This is a genomic window from Mucilaginibacter sp. 320_HR, from assembly GCF_059691875.1.
Genome location: NZ_JCAWAI010000005.1, coordinates 120,230 through 138,725, shown reverse-complemented (window position 1 = coordinate 138,725; position 18,496 = coordinate 120,230). Strand labels below are relative to the sequence as shown.

The 18,496-nt window shown below is 45.7% G+C and carries 22 protein-coding genes; 5 read left to right on the top strand and 17 right to left on the bottom strand.

The genetic code is table 11. The features are described from left to right. Nucleotides 1-13 precede the first annotated feature (13 nt). The 9 genes from AC59GT_RS17970 to AC59GT_RS17930 all read right to left on the bottom strand — a co-directional run bounded on the left by AC59GT_RS17970 (nt 14) and on the right by AC59GT_RS17930 (nt 6,172). Nucleotides 14-508, bottom strand: a complete 495-nt coding sequence (locus AC59GT_RS17970; protein WP_497238923.1) for a DUF3347 domain-containing protein — start codon at nt 506-508, stop codon at nt 14-16. Between the two features lie 86 nt (nt 509-594). Next, on the bottom strand, nt 595-1,323 hold the full coding sequence (locus AC59GT_RS17965; RefSeq protein ID WP_497238922.1) for a heavy-metal-associated domain-containing protein: 729 nt from the start codon (nt 1,321-1,323) through the stop codon (nt 595-597). Nucleotides 1,324-1,409: 86 nt separating this feature from the next. Then, nucleotides 1,410-1,967 carry a helix-turn-helix domain-containing protein gene (locus tag AC59GT_RS17960; RefSeq protein WP_497238921.1) on the bottom strand — a complete coding sequence of 186 codons (558 nt, stop codon included), beginning with the start codon at nt 1,965-1,967 and terminating at the stop codon, nt 1,410-1,412. Between the two features lie 9 nt (nt 1,968-1,976). After that, a complete protein-coding gene (locus AC59GT_RS17955) occupies nt 1,977-2,378 on the bottom strand; it encodes a DUF6010 family protein (protein WP_497238920.1) in 402 nt (133 codons plus the stop codon). A gap of 18 nt (nt 2,379-2,396) precedes the next feature. Next, nucleotides 2,397-2,825 (bottom strand): DUF2147 domain-containing protein, encoded by a 429-nt coding sequence (locus AC59GT_RS17950; protein WP_497238919.1) that lies wholly within the window; start codon nt 2,823-2,825, stop codon nt 2,397-2,399. Between the two features lie 7 nt (nt 2,826-2,832). Then, nucleotides 2,833-3,186 carry a hypothetical protein gene (locus AC59GT_RS17945; RefSeq protein WP_497238918.1) on the bottom strand — a complete coding sequence of 118 codons (354 nt, stop codon included), beginning with the start codon at nt 3,184-3,186 and terminating at the stop codon, nt 2,833-2,835. A 20-nt stretch (nt 3,187-3,206) separates the two neighbouring features. Continuing rightward, nucleotides 3,207-4,379: a DJ-1/PfpI family protein gene (locus AC59GT_RS17940; protein ID WP_497238917.1), complete on the bottom strand. Its 1,173-nt coding sequence runs from the start codon at nt 4,377-4,379 to the stop codon at nt 3,207-3,209. Nucleotides 4,380-4,636: 257 nt separating this feature from the next. Continuing rightward, nucleotides 4,637-5,803 carry a serine hydrolase domain-containing protein gene (locus AC59GT_RS17935; protein WP_497238916.1) on the bottom strand — a complete coding sequence of 389 codons (1,167 nt, stop codon included), beginning with the start codon at nt 5,801-5,803 and terminating at the stop codon, nt 4,637-4,639. Nucleotides 5,804-6,007: 204 nt separating this feature from the next. Then, nucleotides 6,008-6,172: a hypothetical protein gene (locus AC59GT_RS17930; RefSeq protein WP_497238915.1), complete on the bottom strand. Its 165-nt coding sequence runs from the start codon at nt 6,170-6,172 to the stop codon at nt 6,008-6,010. Between the two features lie 709 nt (nt 6,173-6,881). On the opposite strand from AC59GT_RS17930, the gene AC59GT_RS17925 reads away from it, so the two are divergent. Both AC59GT_RS17925 and AC59GT_RS17920 read left to right on the top strand, forming a co-directional pair. Further along, on the top strand, nt 6,882-7,292 hold the full coding sequence (locus AC59GT_RS17925; protein WP_497238914.1) for a PaaI family thioesterase: 411 nt from the start codon (nt 6,882-6,884) through the stop codon (nt 7,290-7,292). Between the two features lie 28 nt (nt 7,293-7,320). After that, nucleotides 7,321-8,115 carry an isocitrate lyase/PEP mutase family protein gene (locus tag AC59GT_RS17920; protein ID WP_497238913.1) on the top strand — a complete coding sequence of 265 codons (795 nt, stop codon included), beginning with the start codon at nt 7,321-7,323 and terminating at the stop codon, nt 8,113-8,115. 108 nt (nt 8,116-8,223) lie between these two features. Here AC59GT_RS17920 and AC59GT_RS17915 read toward each other — a convergent pair whose 3' ends face one another. From AC59GT_RS17915 to AC59GT_RS17905, 3 genes are all read right to left on the bottom strand, one after another. Then, nucleotides 8,224-8,613: a GNAT family N-acetyltransferase gene (locus AC59GT_RS17915; RefSeq protein WP_497238912.1), complete on the bottom strand. Its 390-nt coding sequence runs from the start codon at nt 8,611-8,613 to the stop codon at nt 8,224-8,226. 146 nt (nt 8,614-8,759) lie between these two features. Next, nucleotides 8,760-9,836, bottom strand: a complete 1,077-nt coding sequence (locus tag AC59GT_RS17910) for a branched-chain amino acid aminotransferase (RefSeq protein ID WP_497238911.1) — start codon at nt 9,834-9,836, stop codon at nt 8,760-8,762. Continuing rightward, on the bottom strand, nt 9,833-10,831 hold the full coding sequence (locus AC59GT_RS17905; protein ID WP_497238910.1) for a GNAT family N-acetyltransferase: 999 nt from the start codon (nt 10,829-10,831) through the stop codon (nt 9,833-9,835). Before AC59GT_RS17905 ends, AC59GT_RS17910 begins: the two co-directional genes overlap by 4 nt. Nucleotides 10,832-10,897: 66 nt before the next feature. On the opposite strand from AC59GT_RS17905, the gene AC59GT_RS17900 reads away from it, so the two are divergent. From AC59GT_RS17900 to AC59GT_RS17890, 3 genes are all read left to right on the top strand, one after another. Continuing rightward, entirely contained in the window at nt 10,898-12,310 is a 1,413-nt protein-coding gene (locus AC59GT_RS17900; RefSeq protein ID WP_497238909.1) for an aminotransferase-like domain-containing protein, read from the top strand. A 10-nt stretch (nt 12,311-12,320) separates the two neighbouring features. Beyond that, entirely contained in the window at nt 12,321-13,157 is an 837-nt protein-coding gene (locus tag AC59GT_RS17895; RefSeq protein ID WP_497238908.1) for a helix-turn-helix domain-containing protein, read from the top strand. Between the two features lie 100 nt (nt 13,158-13,257). Continuing rightward, on the top strand, nt 13,258-13,830 hold the full coding sequence (locus AC59GT_RS17890) for a DUF1572 family protein (RefSeq protein WP_497238907.1): 573 nt from the start codon (nt 13,258-13,260) through the stop codon (nt 13,828-13,830). 232 nt (nt 13,831-14,062) lie between these two features. Here the strand turns inward: AC59GT_RS17890 and AC59GT_RS17885 are convergent, their stop codons facing one another. From AC59GT_RS17885 to AC59GT_RS17865, 5 genes are all read right to left on the bottom strand, one after another. Further along, complete coding sequence (locus tag AC59GT_RS17885; RefSeq protein ID WP_497238906.1) at nt 14,063-14,665, bottom strand: DJ-1/PfpI family protein; 603 nt, start codon at nt 14,663-14,665, stop codon at nt 14,063-14,065. A gap of 222 nt (nt 14,666-14,887) precedes the next feature. Beyond that, nucleotides 14,888-15,418 carry a GNAT family N-acetyltransferase gene (locus AC59GT_RS17880; RefSeq protein ID WP_497238905.1) on the bottom strand — a complete coding sequence of 177 codons (531 nt, stop codon included), beginning with the start codon at nt 15,416-15,418 and terminating at the stop codon, nt 14,888-14,890. Between the two features lie 4 nt (nt 15,419-15,422). Next, on the bottom strand, nt 15,423-15,965 hold the full coding sequence (locus tag AC59GT_RS17875) for a YbhB/YbcL family Raf kinase inhibitor-like protein (RefSeq protein WP_497238904.1): 543 nt from the start codon (nt 15,963-15,965) through the stop codon (nt 15,423-15,425). Nucleotides 15,966-16,044: 79 nt separating this feature from the next. Beyond that, the gene (locus AC59GT_RS17870; RefSeq protein ID WP_497238903.1) at nt 16,045-17,496 is read right to left on the bottom strand and encodes an amino acid permease; all 1,452 of its coding nucleotides are present in this window, start codon (nt 17,494-17,496) and stop codon (nt 16,045-16,047) included. Further along, nucleotides 17,493-18,422 (bottom strand): ketopantoate reductase family protein, encoded by a 930-nt coding sequence (locus AC59GT_RS17865; protein WP_497238902.1) that lies wholly within the window; start codon nt 18,420-18,422, stop codon nt 17,493-17,495. Before AC59GT_RS17865 ends, AC59GT_RS17870 begins: the two co-directional genes overlap by 4 nt. Nucleotides 18,423-18,496: the final 74 nt, after the last annotated feature.

Sequence of the window (18,496 nt, the reverse complement as noted above, 5' to 3'; positions counted from 1 at the left end):
AGATTATAAATTGTTAAGGATTGATCGTTTCGGAGACTTTACCGCAAGTCAGCATGGCGGCTCCGTAGTAAGGGTTTTTAATAGCGGGCTCAGCTGAAAGCCAGTAGCTTTTTTTCATCGGGCAGTACGCCTGATAGATGGGTTTGTCAGAAAGCGGCAGTGTTTTGGCGAGGCTGTATATATCAGCAGATAATGCAGCAAAACCGCTGCGCTGCCTGTTCAGGTCTTTGGTAGCGCCTACCGACTGTGCATCTGCAACCAGCCTGCATATTATTGCTTTGATCGCCGGAGCCCTGTCTGCCTGGGAAATATTTGTGTCAAAATCTGCGGCCAGTTTTGCAAGAGCGGATGCCTTTTCAGCAGTGAGGTTATTGTCGGACCTGACGAGCGCATTTTTCACTTCATAATAAGAACCGAGAACCTGGGCAGCGTTAACGCCGGCCTTTTGTGCTTTCACATGAAAGCCGGCAGTAAAAATAATTGCGATAAGAATCTGTAAAGTTTTCATAAAATTCAATGGGTTAAAAGTATGTTGATTAAAAGCAGCGGCTGGGACATTGATGCGTCAGATACGGACATTGCCGCTGCCGTTTTTTACATCAAAAAAAGCATAAGTGCGCTCATCAGGATCATCAGTGCATCCTCAAAGATTGTCAGCGTGCTCATCGGCAGGTTGAACACCGAACCCAGGCAGGCGCATTTGATGGCATGTTTGTTCAATACGCTCCTGAGGACACCGGCGATACTCACAGACAATACAGCGAGTGTAACCCAGTTTGACACTATTGGAAGAAAATTAACGGCGAATGCGATGCCGAGAACAAGCTCAAGTACCGCATAGATGTAGCCCCATACCGGATACCTGCGGGCGATCAGGTCATACATCCGGTAACTTTCAGCAAAACCTTGCAGGTTGAGCATTTTGAAAAAAGAGAACGTAAGGAAAAAACCGGACATAAATATGCGCATCGCTTTCAGCAGCCGAAAGTGCTCCTGCTCTGTAGAAACCAGTACCGAAACGACAGTTATATAAATAAAAATGAGAATGACAGGTTTATACGTCTGAAACCAGGATCTGTCAGGTGCCTGCTCTGTCACCTCTTCGCGGTGATGAATAATTTCACTGATCTGGTACCGCGGGTAATCCCTGAAAGCGTTTTTAAATGTTTCAGTTGCGATATGGGCGCTCATACTAATAGCTGCCGTGCCTGCTTCCAGGTCAAGCGAAACGGCGCTAACGTTGGGTATTCCGTTAAGGATCTTTTCTACTTTGTCCCGGCAACCGGTGCAGGTCATTCCGGAAATCTGATATGTGTGTGTCATGATTAATTTTTTATGACACAAAAATACCGGCACTTCAGGCACCGGTATTTACACAATTAAGGGTAGTATTTATATCCTATTGACGATCAGACCTGATCAAGGGATTTGCGCAGATGGGTATGCTGGGCTTTGAACCGGCTTGGCGTAAGCCCGGTGACTTTTTTAAACTGTGAAGATAAGTGAGCCACGCTGCTGTAATTGAGCCGGAATGATATTTCATTGAGATTCATCTCCTTATAGGCAAGGAGTTCTTTGACCTTCTCAATTTTTTGAAGGATCACATACTGCTCAATGGTAATTCCTTCCGTTTCTGAAAAAAGTTTGCTGAGCACTGAATAATCTTTGTGCAGGGCATCTGCAAGCACTTCTGAAAACAAAAATTTTTCATCTTCGCGGTAATGGACATGCTCGATAATAACAGACTTTATCTTGTCGATCTGCTGCTTCAGGCTGTCATCAAGCAGCTCGAATCCCAGCTGTCTTAAGTCGTTTTCCAGCTGCACCATACGCGCTTCATCCAGGGCTTCTTTCAGCACAACTTCGCCAAGGTGAATGTAAACCGGGACTGCCCCGAGGTTAGTTAAAACCTGCGTAACCGCGTTAATGCAGCGAAGGCAAACCATGTTTTTAATGTAAAGTACCATCTGCCAAAATTAAGCTGTTACGATTGTTTTTCCTGTTTTATAATGCAGAATCACGAGATAAATTCCCATTGTAAAATCAACAGACAAACAGAAAAGATCATAATGAGGAGGCATCAGTCCCGCCGCAGGGAACAGGTCAAAGAGCAAATCCCAGATACCGTGCAGGAAGTAGCCTGCGGCAAGAATCAGTAAACTTTTTTGTATACCGGCACAGGCAACAAGTACGAATACAACTGACTGAACAGTACAGATCACGAGCAATACAGTGTCGCTCCAGTTATAACCTACATAGAGGTAAGCTATGCCGGAAAGGACGAGCGCATAAATCAGCGCCCTGTTAAACTGTTTAAGCAGGTTGATAAATATCACGGCAGCTATGCCTGTAATGATTCCTGTAATAATTGCGGTCATAACTTAAATTACAGTTGTTTAATTGATACGTTTAAACACCTCAGTCCTGCCAAGGAGCGAGATGCCGATATAACCACGTACTTTAAGATCCTGACCGGTCAGCTTCATTTTGCAGTCATAAGTCTTTCCGCTTTCGGGGTCATAGATCTTTCCGCCTGTGTAATCGCCGTCGTCATAAATAAAATTGGTCAGCAGTTCAATTCCCAGCACCGGGCGTAACTTTAAAGCCGCATCGGGATTTTTATCATCCTGTCTGGGTATGGCTACCCAGACAGATTTACCGAAAAAACGCGTTCCTTTTTTGTAAATTTCAATTTTGGCGTCTTTTTTAGGAGACCAGTATGTGCCGGTGATCCTGTCAGCTGCCTGTTGGTCGGTTTGGGCAAATGCGGTACCGGCAAATGGGAAGGCAAGCAGAATAAGCAATAAGCATTTATAATTTTTCATGGTTTGATTAGTTGTTAAGTTCAGATTTCAAAAAGACCTTGCGAAAGGCAAAGTGATAAATTACCGTATTACCGCCGGTCACCGGGTAAGCATTGATGAACATCCAGCCGTCGCGGCCCATAAAATTCAGTGCATCGATAATCGTGTTGAATTTGCGGACGGTGCCGGAATAACTTTTCAGGCGTGTGTCCCGCCAGTAACTCTTCTCTTCGCCGAAATCAATATCAATACTCACTTTATTGCTCAGAAATTTCGGTGTGGCTACGATCTGGCAGTATTGTTCGACTTTTGTGCTGTCGCTCTGTGCGAAGGAGATTTTAGCGCCAATCAGCAGTATGGCGATCATTATGATTTTTTTCATGACTTTATAGTTTATCGTTATTAATTGTAATCCAGGGTCAGTTTAACAGCGTTGTAGAATTTGATACCGTAAACAGATTTTATCCTTTCCAGGCATACCTCTATCGGATAACTTTTTTTGAAATCATAGCGGATGATTTCAGTGCCTTCAGCCGGTTCAGCTGTTACAGCTGCAGAGCCGATCACATGGATCTCGTCGAGTTTCCTTTCGGCTTTGCCTCCGCTGTGAACCAGTGTCAGTCCATACTTTGTGGTAACTGTACTGTCTTTGCCCGTAATGGCAGCAAAGGTGCGCGGAAAAGTTCTTGAATAGGTATCCAGAACACTTGCCATTTCGAATTCGCTGATCCCGTCGCTGATCACAAGGCCTATTTTTTTGTTTTTGCGGAAGATTATTTTATTGAGGATCGTCATATAGTTGCCAAACTTCAGCGGGGTGCTGTTGTGCGAATTGCTTACCGTGCTGTGAGGATAGCTGATGCTGTCGGCAACAGCCTTCATGGTATTTTCATCCATCATATCCTTTATAATGGCCAGCGTGCCTTCTACGGCATTGGATACGCCGGCAGTACTGTACAGATTACCGGTACGGCTGACGTTCATGTTCTGAACCCAAACCGGCTTTTTAAAATGATCCTTCATATGGTTGATATCCGAAGCATGGCAGGTGATCGGAAGTCCGTCATAAAAACCTGTTGCAGCGCCGACTGACGCACCATCACATACTGAAAGCATACGGGTTGTATCCGTAAAATGTGATTTAATAAACGACATGACTGCCGGATCCTGGTTCTCGTCGCGGTAAGATGTTGCAGGAAGTACGATCACGTCTGCGGGAATTTTCAAAGAGTCTATTTCCCGGAATGTGAACTGCGGAAGCACGAACAGGTCCTTTTTGATAAGGATCGGGGACTTTTCCTTTGCCACGATGAAAACATTCAGCTTCCCGGTGATATTGAACAGCGTGAACGGCGCAAGCATGTCAAACATCTCAGTTACCTTGTTGTCCGCAACAATGATAACAGTCTTCTTTGAAGGATTATAGGCGGAAGACTTCCATTCAAATTTGTTGTCGCCGCTGTACGGGTTATACTGAGCAAAAGAAAGCAGCGGTTGCAGCAGTACGAACAGGATCACACCAACAAGTAATACTGCCGGTACAGTGATCATTAAAATTTTTTTAAGTTTTTTCATTGCGATTTAAATTATATATCACAAAAGTGCAGTCATTGCGGTCACCGGAAGTGACAATGACATGTCAGATACGGACAGAAACGGGATGGTGATTTGCCATTGAAAACCCCTGGAAAACGTGCCCATTCTGCACATCGGCGAATGCGTTAGTGTAAACACGAAAGCCGGGGGAAATTTGCTGCAGAAAGGCGAATTAATGCGCTGTTTAAAGTATCGTCAGCGAGAGACGGGCATTTGGCCAGAGCAGTCCGTACCTGTTATAAGGTACGAACAGACGGAAGAATATATTTAGTTAAGATCACGTAAGGGTTATTGTCAGCTTTATTATAATTGCCGCCTGTAGTGATTACCATTAAGTTAAGGGATTTACAAAAAAATACAGACTGTCCTCCGTTTCCCTTGGCTTCAGCTATATCGAATGTCCGGCCGTTCAGGCTGCAGGTGAAAGTCCAGAACTGATAACCGTAAGCGCCGTCAGGCAGGTTATACTTGCTGAGATCAGGCCGGCTGATAAACGGTTTGAAAGAATCCCTTACCCAGGCAGAATCGACGAGCTGTTTGCCGTTCCAGTTTCCTTCATGACAATAAAGAAGACCGAATTTCATCAGGTCCCGCGGAGTGAGCCTTAGGCCCGAAGCGGCGGCAGGGATATGTTTGAAGGTCAAACCGATCCATTCATAATGAGTGATGCCGAGCGGCCCGAACAAATACTTTTCTGCATATTTATCGATAGTCATTCCGCTTTTACGGAAAATAATTTCTGCGAGCAGTTGTGTATTGCCCCCATTGTAATTCCACTGAGTACCCGGAGCCGCCGTGATATTCCTGCTTAAAACGTATCCAACAGGATTAAAGGAGATATCCATCTGCGTTTCGCTGTTGAAGAAACTGCCGTAACTGCCGATCTCCTTCCATTTGAAACCGGATGTCATTGTGAGCAGATGCCTTATGGTAACCGATGCCTTAACGCTGTCTTTTATTTCAGGAAAATAATTTTTAACAGGTTCATCAATACTTTTAATCAGCTGCTGTCTCAGCGCTATACCAATACAGGCCGATACAATGCTTTTTGAAATACTGCGGCAATCATGCAGCTGTCCGGATGCATGATCGATAACGCCGAGCTTTTTTCCGTGTCTCTGGTCTTTTCCCCGAAAATACTGCTCATAAACAAGTTTATCGTTCCTGATGATAAGGAGACTGTGAACGTTGGAAAGACTGTCTTCAGCGATAAGACGGCTCAACTTTAAAATACAGGAAGAATCTATACCGGCATTAGCCAGACTGCCGCTATTCAAAGTGTCAGGTCTGCTGCGCAGGTTCTCAGGAAAATCATGTGTTGCCGGCTTTGCAGGCTGACCGCAAGCCTGGACAGCTGACAAAAGGAACAAAAGCACTGCAGGTAAGAAAGAGGTATTTTTCATACAAGTTATTTGAGCAACAAAAGTGCAGCTTCAAATACTTAATAATGAGACAGGGAGGTGTCGTATGCAGACAATTTAAAATGTCTGAAAATGCATTGCAACAGCTTTATACGCCTTAAATTCAATCATAGTTGAAGCTTGTCGTGACATACAAAGACAAAAAAAGTCAGCAATCAGGACAAATGGATGAGCATGTTACCATTATTATTTCCGGAGGTCTGAGAGACCGGCTATTTCGTTAAAATTTTCCTGAAACACATCCTGATCTCTGTATTGGATGATAACCTTCAATACCTCCATACGTTTATAAGGGATAGCTCTTCCCTTCTGTTCCACGGTAAGTTTACTACAGGGATCGTTCAATCTCATTGCAGTTTTTTGCGGAGGCATATTCCTAAAATGCTCCGGGCGACGGCTGGAAAACGATATTCTTTCACAAGGGTAAGTTAGGTTCAGAAGAATACGGTACAACTTTGAAATGTTTTGCCCACTGCCTTTCCTGCGCCTGCTTTCTCGAAAGATCCCAGTCTCCCCCTGACGGGTACCAGTCCCGTTCGCCCGACACTATATATACGGTGAAACAGTTTCAGTTAAGTCATTGTGTTGAATGAGATTGTAACACGAGTCTGGCTATCATCTGCTATGGCCAAAATAACAGATTCTGTATCTGTTAACCTTATTTATTTCCTTTCATTTTTGTAAATGACGAAGATCAAGTTATATGAATTGCATCCTGTACTTCTCATTTACAAAAATTTAGGCTGGTTTGGGGTGATCAATATTTATTGCAAGCATTTCAATAGCATTAAGAACTGTTTAAACCACGAAGCTATTTCGAGTTATCAATAAATCATCAATTGTGAGTGGAATTAAATGGAAGCTAAATGCTTGGTATCGCCGAAATATCCTTATAGCGGTAATCACCAAATGAGGTTATTGAACAACATTCGCGTATACTGGCGCGCATTTCAGTAAGGTAGATCGGTATTCAACCATACATAACATTAAATTAAAAATGGCCAAAATTTCTATACTCGAATATTTGACACGTCAGTTGGAAGGTACTCTTACGCATGATATGAGAACCAGCATGAATTATCCTACAAAAATCTCCAATACGTTGAAGATGGAAATTGTAGCAGTCGCACTTGGCACAGCTACTGTTGAGATCAATGCTGATGCGTCAGTCCATGGTAACCAGCAGGGAACCGTGCACGGTGGACTAATAAGTGAGCTTGCAGACGCCGCTATAGGTACCGCTCATTCTACTTTAGCAGACGAAGGCAGTTCTTTTACGACCATTGAGTTAAAAATTAATTTTTACAGACCAGTATGGCGGTCAAAACTTCATGCTTCAGCCCGGCCTTTACATAGCGGAAACACGATTTCGCATTACATCTGTGAGGTCAGAAATGAAGATGGTAAAACAGTTGCCGTAGCTACAAGTACTATCATGAACCTGTATAATGATAAAGCAGTAGGTAGATAATCTTTAAAATTTACTTTAAATTTTTGCGATGAACAATTGTGAATATTTTGCGCAAAGTCAGAAAGCCGATTCATTCAGTTCTATGCACGAGCATAAGCGGCTGTTGGTTATTGGAAACGCCTGGGACGCTGGTTCTGCCAAGGTGCTAACTTCATTGAACTTTGACGCTTTAGCTACCACCAGCGCAGGTTTAGCCTTGTCGTTAGGAAGACGGGACGGAGAAGGGCTTCTGTCACGTGATGAAAGCTTATTCAACGCCAGTGCTATTGCAGCAGCGACACACCTTCCGGTCACTGCAGACCTTGAAAACTGCTACGGTATTGATCCGGACGAATGTGCAGAGACTATCCTATTAGCATCCCGAACCGGTGTGGTTGGCGGTTCAATCGAAGACAGTACAAATAATTCGGCAGATCCGATATTTAGCTTAGAAAAAGCGTTAGAACGGGTTAAGGCCGCCGTTGAAGCAGCAAAAAGCCTTCCTTTTAAATTTACCTTAACTGCCAGAGCAGAAAACCTCTTCCATGGACGCAACGACCTTAAGGATACTCTTCGCAGACTTGAAGCTTATGCGGATGCCGGGGCAGATGTACTTTTTGCACCTGGTCTTAAAACCAGACAAGAAGTTGAAGCAGCTGTTAAGGCGGTATTTCCGCTGCCGCTCAACGTAATGATGGGGATGCCAAACTCTAATTTTACACTCAGTATGCTCGAGAATATGGGTGTGAAACGCGTGAGTTTTGGAGCTTCATTTTTACGAATCAGCTACAATGCGGTACAAAACGCCGCCCTTCAAGCACTAAGAAAAGAGACTTCCCTTTAGGGAAACCGCAGCATCTATAGTGGCCGATCGGAATTGCTGCAACCAGCCCTGGAAAATAAAATTGGCTGCTTGCTCAAACCTACTCGCGGAGTTAGACCTAAAAGGTCATCATGTTTTGTGCAGGTAAATTTTATACAAAAAATGCAGTTGTGGTTCATCCCGGTAAGGGGCTACTTTCTCTTCGCCAACTTTAATTGCACCTAAGCGGGTGATAGCAATCTGCGAACGTAAATTACTTGCCCCGATATGGAAGTAAACAATGGAAACAAATTTAGAAAGGTATCTGAACATCAGATCTTTTACGCTGGGGTTAATACCTGTGCCCCAATACCGTTTTGCGTAAAACGTATAACCGATAAATATACTAGCCGTACCTGCATCATGGTCGTAAAATCGTGTACTGCCAATGACTTCACCTGTTGCCTTTTCTATAATTTTGAATGCACCCCGGCTCTGCAGAGCCCCATCAAAAATGCCTGAAAAACTTCCCTCTTCCACCGGTCTTTGTTAGGATGCTGCTCCCAGACTGCCGGATCCGAAGCAACGGCAAATAAGGCTTCGAAATCGGTTTGTTCCAGCGGCAATAAGGTCACCCTGGCATTTTCCAGCGTTGGCTGTAAGTTTATAACCATATTTATCCCACATTAACATTCAATTGCCGCCAATCGGACAAACCGGTTCCAGCCGTGCCGGTCTGATTGCAAACCCGTACGGATCGCTTGCAATTCATTACGCAATTCGGCTGCCAGCCCATGCTCCGATACCTTTGGAAAAAAGCCTTTACCCAATATATCAATTTCGCGTATTTGCGTAAGCACCGCTGCTGTTCCAACGCCAAAAGCTTCGATTTCGGCATTCTGCTCAAAGGCCTCAGCCAGTTCAGCATGAGATATACTCCTTTCTTCAGTTTTAACACCGCGATCTCTCGCCAGTGTTAAAATAGAGTCTCTGTTAACGCCGTCAAGTATGGTACCTGTGAGCGGCGGGGTAATCAGCACTCCATCGATAACGAACATGACATTCATGGTTCCGGATTCTTCAATATATTCGTGATGCTCGCTGTCTGTCCACAAAACCTGGTCAAAACCCGCTGCCCTGGCTTGTCGCGTAGGCAAAAAAGCTGCACCATAATTGCCACCGTTTTTCGCAAAACCAGCCCCGCCTTTAGCTGCACGGGTGAATTCCGTTTCAACCTTCACGCGCACACTGCCGTTGTAATAGTTAGCCATAGGCAGCGCAATGACCATAAACCGGTATTCTTTTGCCTCCTGAACGCCAAGTCTGGCTTCAGTAGCGATAACCATTGGACGGAGATATAATGAGTTGCCAGGGAGACCAGAGACCCAGCCTTCATCAGTCGCCACCAGCAAGTCCAGCGCATTCATAAATAGTTCCTCAGGCACTTCGGGCATACACATCCTTTCCAGTGAGCGGTTCAACCGTATAAGGTGTTTATCAGGGCGAAAAATACTGACACTGCCATCTGCCAGGCGAAAAGCTTTCATACCTTCAAAAACTGTTTGTCCATAATGGAGGCACAGGGCCAGCGGACTGATTTTGAATGTTCCGAAGGGCTCTACAATTGCATTCTGCCAGTCGCCATCGCTATACTCAGCGGTAAATAAATGATCAGTAGCTGTTGGCCCGAATTCAATATTAGAAAAGTCATAAGCAGGCAGACCGCTAACGCTGCTGCGTTTCAATTTTATCGTATATTTCATATAATGATATTTAGTTCCATTTTGATATTGGCACGCTTGTAGCGGCTGTCCGTGATTGGGATCTCAGCAAAGCCGAATCTGCGGTATAAGCTAACCGCCTGAGCATTAGCTCCTGTATTTGAGTGTAAAACAAGTCGGGGGATTCCCATTTCACGGGCTTTGTTGATAGCTGAACGTATGAGCAAGCTACCGATTCCCCTGCCGCGGGAACCCTCATCTACTGCCATTTTGATCATTTCCCATTCACTGCCATTTACCCGCTGCAGGGCTACCGTACCGATTACTTTACCACCGTTTTCAGCATAGAGAATTACCCCTCCTTTATCAAGAATGGCTTTCTGTGCATTTTGGAGGACATAAAGGTCGTCTGGCTCTAACGAAAAATCCTTTTCTATCCATGCACGGTTCAGGCTTTCAAAAAAAGGCAGATACCCGGGTTTATTGATCACAATTGTTGGCAAGGATGAACTCACCAGCTGAAAATAATAGTCTTTTAAAAACCGGATATGATGGACCGGATGTCCGGACAGCAGGAAACCCAGCGCCAGTACCGATACCGGGATGTCCGAGCAGGTGCCGGTGCGCTGCAGCATTTCGTTTGTGAAGGATTGAAAAAGTCGTATGGTCGACCGGCGAACCAGATCAAACTCTTCCAGCAGTTCAGCGACTGACCGGCGCTGAACTTCGGTATATTTGCTGTAGGAATTTTCATCAAATCCCGGAAATGCGGACTGGTCATTCCGGGCAATACACACAGCTCTGTAGGATAAGACACGTTCGGTATCTACAAGGTGCTGTAAAATGTCCCGCACATTCCATTTTCCGGGAGCATAAGTCCGGTCTCCTAATTGTTCCAGTATTCGTTTGTCTTCCGCTGTGAACAGATCGCTATGTTTTTGCAGGGCCTCAATGACCGGTAACTCCTCAGTAAGCCGGATGTAACGCTCATGCAGCGGATGTAAACTATGTAACAATGGGATTTCTTTCCTGGTCATGCTACAAAAATGCAATAAGTTTTAATACCTGTACAGATGCAGAATTTGTATCTTTGACCATAGCAGATGAAAAATAGAATATTACTATACCACAAGATCGCCGCAGATATCGAGCAGCAGATTACTCAACAGGTATTGCGGGTCGGAGATAAATTACCCTCACTCCGGGTGATATGCGAACGGTATAGTGTTAGTCAAAGCACGGCCCTGCAAGCTTATTATGAGCTGGAATCCAAATCACTGATCGCTTCAAGACCGCGATCAGGCTATTTTGTACACCGTTCTCCAAAACGCAGTTTATTATTACCTTCGGTCTCCAGGCCCGGACAAACTTTAGCCGGTACCCTGCATGAGATGATCAGCCGGGTTTACGGCGATATGGGTCACAATGAAAACGTGCCCTTGTCGCTTGGCGTACCGGCCCTGGAGTTGTTACCCGTCGCAAAACTCAATAAATGCCTATTGCGGGCCACGCGAACGCTCCCCGGAAGCGGCCTGGAATATGAGCAGGTGCAGGGTAACGAAAACCTTCGGCGTCAGATTGCCGGTTTTTATTCGGGAAAAGGGTTACCCCTGCTTTCAGACGACCTGGTGATCAGCGCCGGCTGCATGGATGCATTATCCCTGGCGCTGATGGCCGCTACCCGTCGCGGCGATACGCTGGCCGTGGAGAGCCCTGTCTATTTTGGCATTCTCCAGCTGGCACAAAGTCTGGGGTTAAAAGTGATCGAGCTGCCCACCCATCCGGAGACCGGGGTAGAGATTGATGCGCTGAAGAAGGTTTTAAATGACGGTAAGGTAAATGCCTGTTTACTGATAAGCAACTTTAACAACCCGCTGGGCAGTTGTATGCCTGATGCGCATAAACAGGAGGTTGTCCGTCTGATCCAGCACTACGGTATTCCGCTGATTGAGGACGATATATATGGGGAGGTTTATTTTGGTGAAGAAAGGCCAAGGTCCTGCCGGTCATTTGATGACAGCGGGCTGGTGCTGTGGTGTAGCTCCGTGTCTAAAACTTTGGCACCTGGCTACCGGATCGGCTGGGTGGCACCGGGCAAATACAAAGATGAAGTGCTTCGCCTGAAACTCTATCACAGCATCGCCGGAACGACGATCACCCAGGCTGTTATCGCTGATTTTTTAGAGACCGGACGCTACGCTCACCACTTACGACGGCTGAGACACACCCTGCAGTCCAATGCACTTCGGTACAGCCGGGCTATTGCCGAATATTTTCCTGAAGACACCCGGATCAGTCAGCCTCAGGGCGGCTTTATGCTATGGGTAGAACTGTCAGATCAAACCGATACAGTAGCGCTTTATGAACGCGCCATGCGGCAGCAGATTAGTATCGCGCCGGGCAATATGTTCACGCTGCAGGATCAGTACCGAAACTGCCTAAGGTTAAGTTATGGGATGCCCTGGAATGACAAACTGGAAAATGCGCTTCGCCAACTCGGAAGATTAATTATTTAGATAAATGCAAATGGATATAGTACGTGTACCTGAAGCTACCGGCCAACAACCGCAGCTCCGCTCAGGTGATATCATTTTTATGGATTACAGTGATCGCGGCGGACCGTTCCGTAACAGCGTACTGTTTGACACTTATGCCTTCAGCTTTGTTCAGAATGGGGAAAAGCAGATCTTCAGGGCTGCAGGAAGTACGATTCTTAAACCCGGAAACGGAATGCTGATCCCGGAAGGGAATTCGATCATCGCCGAACACAGCGATACTGCATCACCCTATCACAGCGTTATCGTATTTTTTCCCGGGCATATTGGAAAAGCATTTATTGCATCCCGCTCTGCGCGGATGGCAACAAGGTCAGCCCAAACCCCATACGTTCATTTTGAAACGAATGCTTATATCAATGAATACGTACGGCATGTGCAGGCTTTGATCTCCGCAGGACAGCAACTGTCTGAAGAACTGGCTGTTCTTAAAGTGCATGAGTTACTCACAGCGATCTATGAGATCGCTCCCTCAATGCTGGCAAGCGTGTTAGGACAAAATGCTGAACTGAATCTTAAGCAGCTGATCGAAACGAACCTGCACAATGGCCTTACGCTTGAAGAACTGGCTTTCTTAGCTAACCGGAGCCTCTCTTCATTTAAACGTGATTTCGAAAAAGTTTACGGAGTTTCTCCGCAACGGTATCTGCGTGACAGAAGGTTAGAACTGGCAGGAAAAGAATTAGCCAGCGGCAAGCAGGCTGGTGAAATTTACATGGATTACGGCTATCAGCACTTGTCCAATTTCAACACAGCCTTCAAACGCAAATTCGGGGTGTCGCCGTTTGGTTACCGGCCCGGCAGCTAAGCTGGACTTCTTACAACACATATTGAGCTTTTTGCAATATATCGAAACGCGTAGAATCGTCATATTTGTTTGTTTAAATCATTAAATTAACCCTTTTATTATGGAAGACATGTATTTGGAAAGTGTGATTAAACAATTCGAGTATTATAAATTATTGGGGGAACAATCCTTCGCTCAGGTTACGGATGAGCAGCTCTACTGGCAATTCAATTCCGAAAGCAATAGTATCGCGATGATCGTTAAACACCTGTCAGGGAACATGCTCAGCAGGTGGACCGAATTACTCGCATCGGATGGCGAGAAGGCATGGCGGGACCGTGAAGCAGAATTTGAAAACGACATCCGCTCAAGAGCCGACATGATGGAGCTGTGGAACCAAGGTTGGCGGGCTTTGCTGGATACGCTTTATTCTTTAACAACAGCCGATCTTGAAAAGATCATCCTCATCCGTAATCAGGGTCATACGGTTCAGGAGGCGATCAACCGGCAGCTGGCACACTACCCTTATCATATCGGACAGATCATTTACATTGGTAAAATGCTCAGCCCCAATTGGAGGTCACTTTCTATACCCCGCGGTGAGTCACAAAAATTCAATGCGGAAAAATTCAGTGCTGCGCCGCACCGGGAGCATTTCGCCGATGAGATCTTAAAAAAGACAAGGGATAAGTAACCTGATACGAACTGCTTAATCCCTGGTCTTCCTTATACAGCATGTTCACTACCTTGCCGTCCATGGTTTTGTAATCGTTCGAGGTCATTCCCTCTGCCTTAAAACCATTTTTCCGGCATCCTTTTGCTGCTTTTTTTCTTTGAGGATACGAAGCTATAATTTGAGAAATACGACTTCCACGAGAAATGGCTGCGATCAGCAACAGCCATGTCTTTATACATTGAAAATAATTTTAATAAATGCACACCTGACCTTTTCCAACGGGCAGGACCGAATTTATCACATCATCGGCTGTTTCCTTATCATATAATTTTTCGATAGCCCATGCCATCAAATCCATTGCAGCCAGGCATCCTGCCGCCGTGCCGATATTACCATGGGTTACTAAATGAGAATTCTCCATCACTTCGACATCATAATTCCTGAGTGCCTCGAATGCGGATGGGTAAGTAGTAGCAGAAAGATTTTTCAGGTGCCCCAGGGCAGCAAGAATTAGCGCGCCGGAGCACATGGAGCAAATGATTTGTTTATTGGCGTCGAGCGATAAACGGTTAAGGTACGAGTTGTCCGCAATAAGTTTTCTGGTGCCGGGCCCGCTGCCGAAGAAAACAAGGTCTGCTTCTTTGCAGGACTCTATCTGACCCTGCATATCCAGGTCGATGCCACACACCGACTTATGCGATCTTTCGGTACCAACAATTTTCACATCGAATGCTGCATCTCTGAACTTAATCCTGTTTAATAAATCCCAGGTAAAAAATATATCGACGTCTGTAAATCCGTCAAAGGCCACAATTACTGCTTTTTTCATATAGCTTATAATTAAATGTTTCAAATATTTATCTGGTAACGATTAAAAAGTTGTACGATATTTCCCTTTCCATGTTCGACAGATTATTTACCCTGGTGAAATACGCAGTACAAACCGGATTTCATGTTTTATACTCCGCGGTGAGTCACAATTTAACACGAAAAATTGGGTTCTGTGCCGTACCGGACGCACTTTGCAGGTGAGATCTTAAAGTGAGCAATGGACAAGCAACCTGATACTAATTTCTTAATTCCTGGTCTTCCCGTAATACAGCATATTCACTAACTGACTGCTTCCGGTTTTATAATCGTTCCGTATCTTTCCCTCGACCTCAAAATCATTCTTTTCGGCTACCTTTCTGCTGCTATAGTTTTCCTCATGGATACGAAGCAGTAATTTGCGAAACCCTAATTCCACCAGGAAATGATCGGCGATCAGCTGCAGCATTTGCTTACCGATCCCATTTCCGGTATGATCTTTATCCACGAAGTAACCGATCTCTCCTTTGGGTATATTCCAGTCTATATTTTTAACCTCGATATACCCGACCAGCTTCTGACTACCTGTATCAGCCACGATATATGGAAAATGTGTTTTTTCTGCTTCGTTTTGCACTAAATTACCGACGAACGCTTCAGTATCCGTCAGGGTCATTGTTTTAGAGACGATCCCGGCGACGAAGTTTTCCAGCTGCTGCGTATTATCTTGAATTAATTGAAAGTAACACGCAGCATCCGTTTCTTTTAAAGATCGTACCTCATAGTTCGCGAAACGCATCAAATTAACGTTTCAGGTAAACCATCATGGAGGCTTTAGCGATAGCCTGTTTATTTAGCATAAATCCTGACAAAGCAGCTGTCGAAGCGCTAGTTGTACCCAGCTTTGCAGTGTTTAACGCGTAAACCGTGATCAGGTAGCGGTGTGGCTGGTCGCCTTCGCCGGGACAAGGACCTTGATAGCCTGCCTGACCAACATCATTGATGCTTTGCAGACAGCCAGCCGGAGCCAGCCCGCTCTTCACGTCACCTGCGCCCTGTTTTAATCCCTTTACATCAGCTGGGATGTCAACAACAACCCAATGCCAGAAACCACTGCCGGTTGGCGCATCCATATCATACATTGTAACCGCAAAACTTTTTGTGCCGGCAGGCGCATTTTGCCAGTTCAGTGCAGGTGACTTATTAGAGCCGTTACAGCCAAAGTTGCCGGCGACAAATTCGTTAGTGAACTGGCCGCCAAGATCGGGGCTCTTTAAGGTGAATGTCTGACTATAGCAACAGTTCAGACTAAAAAAGGTAACGAGGGAAATTAGTGATGTTTTCATACGACAAAATTCTTAAATCAGATTTTGGGGTACGAATGGGAATAGCTCAAAAACTATTGCGAAAAGCTCATAATTTCTTTCACTGATCATTAGGCGCTGACGCTTGCCTTATTTTGGAGTGTTTCATCCCGTAAGTATAATAAACGAATAGTCCGATCACCATCCATGCCGCCAGCCGGATCCAAGTGTCAGCAGGTAACCCTAGCATCAGTACAAAGCAGATCACCATTCCCGCGATGGGAACAAAAGGCAGCCACGGTGTTTTGAACGGCCTGGGAAGATCTGGATCGGTCTTCCTGATCACCAGCACACCAGCACAAACCAGCACGAAGGCGAATAAAGTACCGATAGAAACCATTTCTCCCACCACGCGTACCGGTATAAAGGCAGCGAACAAGCTGACAAAAAGGGCGAAAAGAATATTTGAACGGTACGGCGTTTTGAATTTCCGGTGCAGCTTTCCAAAGACCGGCGGCACCAAACCATCTTTGGACATGGTATAGAAAATGCGGGACTGACCCATTAACATTACGAGGATCACTGAAGTGTATCCAGCCAGGATCGCAATGATCAGTGCTTTCTGCAGCCAGGCGTAAGGTGTTTTAGCGATAGCAACTGCGACAGGTGCGGCGGAGTCTTTAAATTCTTTGTAGTTGGCCACGCCGGTCATGACGTGTGAAAACAGAATATACAGAATAGTACAGATCACCAGCGAACCGATAATACCGACCGGCATCCCGGTTTTAGGATCTTTAGCTTCCTGTGCAGCAGTAGAAACCGCATCAAAACCGATGAAAGCAAAGAAAACTACCCCGGACCCGCGCAGTACACCTGACCAGCCAAACTCGCCGAACTTGCCCGTATTTTCAGGGATATAAGGGGTATGGTTAGCCGGATTGATATACCCCCAGCCTACCGCTATAAAAATAAGCACAACGGCAACCTTCAGGATCACTAAAAAATTATTGATGAAAGCGGACTCTTGCGTTCCGCGGATAAGCAGCAGCGAGAGGCATACCACAATAAAAACAGCAGGTAAATTGATCCAGCCGGTAACGAGGTGACCATCGGCTAAGGTGACATGCTCCCAGGGAGACATTGTCAGCCGGGGGTTAATTGTGATATCAAAGTAGTGCAGAAACTTGATCAGATATTGCGACCAGCTGATAGATACTGTTGCTGCTCCCAGGGCATATTCCAGCACCAGGTCCCAGCCGATGATCCACGCCATGAATTCTCCCATAGTTGCGTAAGAATAGGTATAAGCGCTTCCGGCGACGGGTATCATGCTGGCAAATTCCGCATAACACAATCCGGCGAATGCGCAGGCCACCGCGCCTATAATGAAGGATATGGTAACTGCCGGCCCCGCATTATTTGCAGCGGCAAGCCCGGTCAGGGAAAACAGGCCGGAACCAATAATTGCACCGATACCCAGCGCAATGAGGTTGAAACTGGTCAGAGTACGCTTTAAGGAACTTTGGGCACCAGCTTCCTGGCGCAATGAAGCTAAGGTCTTTTTAAATTTCATTTAAAGGTTTTTAAAGTTAATTCGCTTTTCAGTCTGGTGATCTCACCCAGTAAACGGGTGCCCTGCACCAGGTGCCCCATTCCAAGTTCATCAGCCATTCCGGCAATAGCCAGGTTCAGTGTTTCGATCTCTGTCCTGCGGCCTAAACGTATATCCTGCAGCGTAGAAATCAGCTGCCCGTCAGAAAAGCGGCTGATACGAATCAGGCTTTCCAATACCTCTTCATGACTGACCTGCACCCCTTTGGCCGCTGCAATGATCAGGCATTCTGCAATGATCCGGTTGGCGATAGCCCGGACCTCCTCATTACGCTGAAAAATACCATTGTCGACCTCCAACAGCGGACAAACTGAGTTGAAAACACAGTTGGCAATTGCTTTTTTCCAAATGACGGGCTGTATATTCTGTTCTGCTGTAAAAGCGAAATAATCCGTGGTGAGTTGCCCGGCGATGGCCGTTAATTGCCTCGTATTACCGGATACTGTTCCAACAGGACAATCGGCAACGGGTTTAAACCTTACTTTGCCATCGTCCAGCACCTGGCTCGTCACAAATAATACACACCGGTAGATCCCGGAGAACCCCTGTTTTTCAAATGGCCTTTCGACGCCAAGGCCGTTCTGCAAAAGTACAACCGGCGAGTCACCTGATTTATTTTTTAGCGCAATGGCCAGACCTTCATTACCAAATGACTTACAGGTTAATATGATAAGACCGTCAATTGAACGGAAATTACTTAAAGAGCTGATCCGGACCGGGGCTTCCACTTCCGTTCCCTCAAGCATCACCGTGATGCGTTCTGTATAAGTCTCTGCCACGTCTTCACTGCCGCGAAGTAAGGTGACAAACCGGCCATTTAGCTGGAGGAATACCGCAAGTGCTTTGCCAATGGCACCCGCGCCGATGATATAAACGTGATCTTTCATTGGAGCCAAATCTATGAGATAAAAAAAAGCTTAAACAGGTACAGTTCCTTCAATTTCGTGGAGAGCAGTTAACT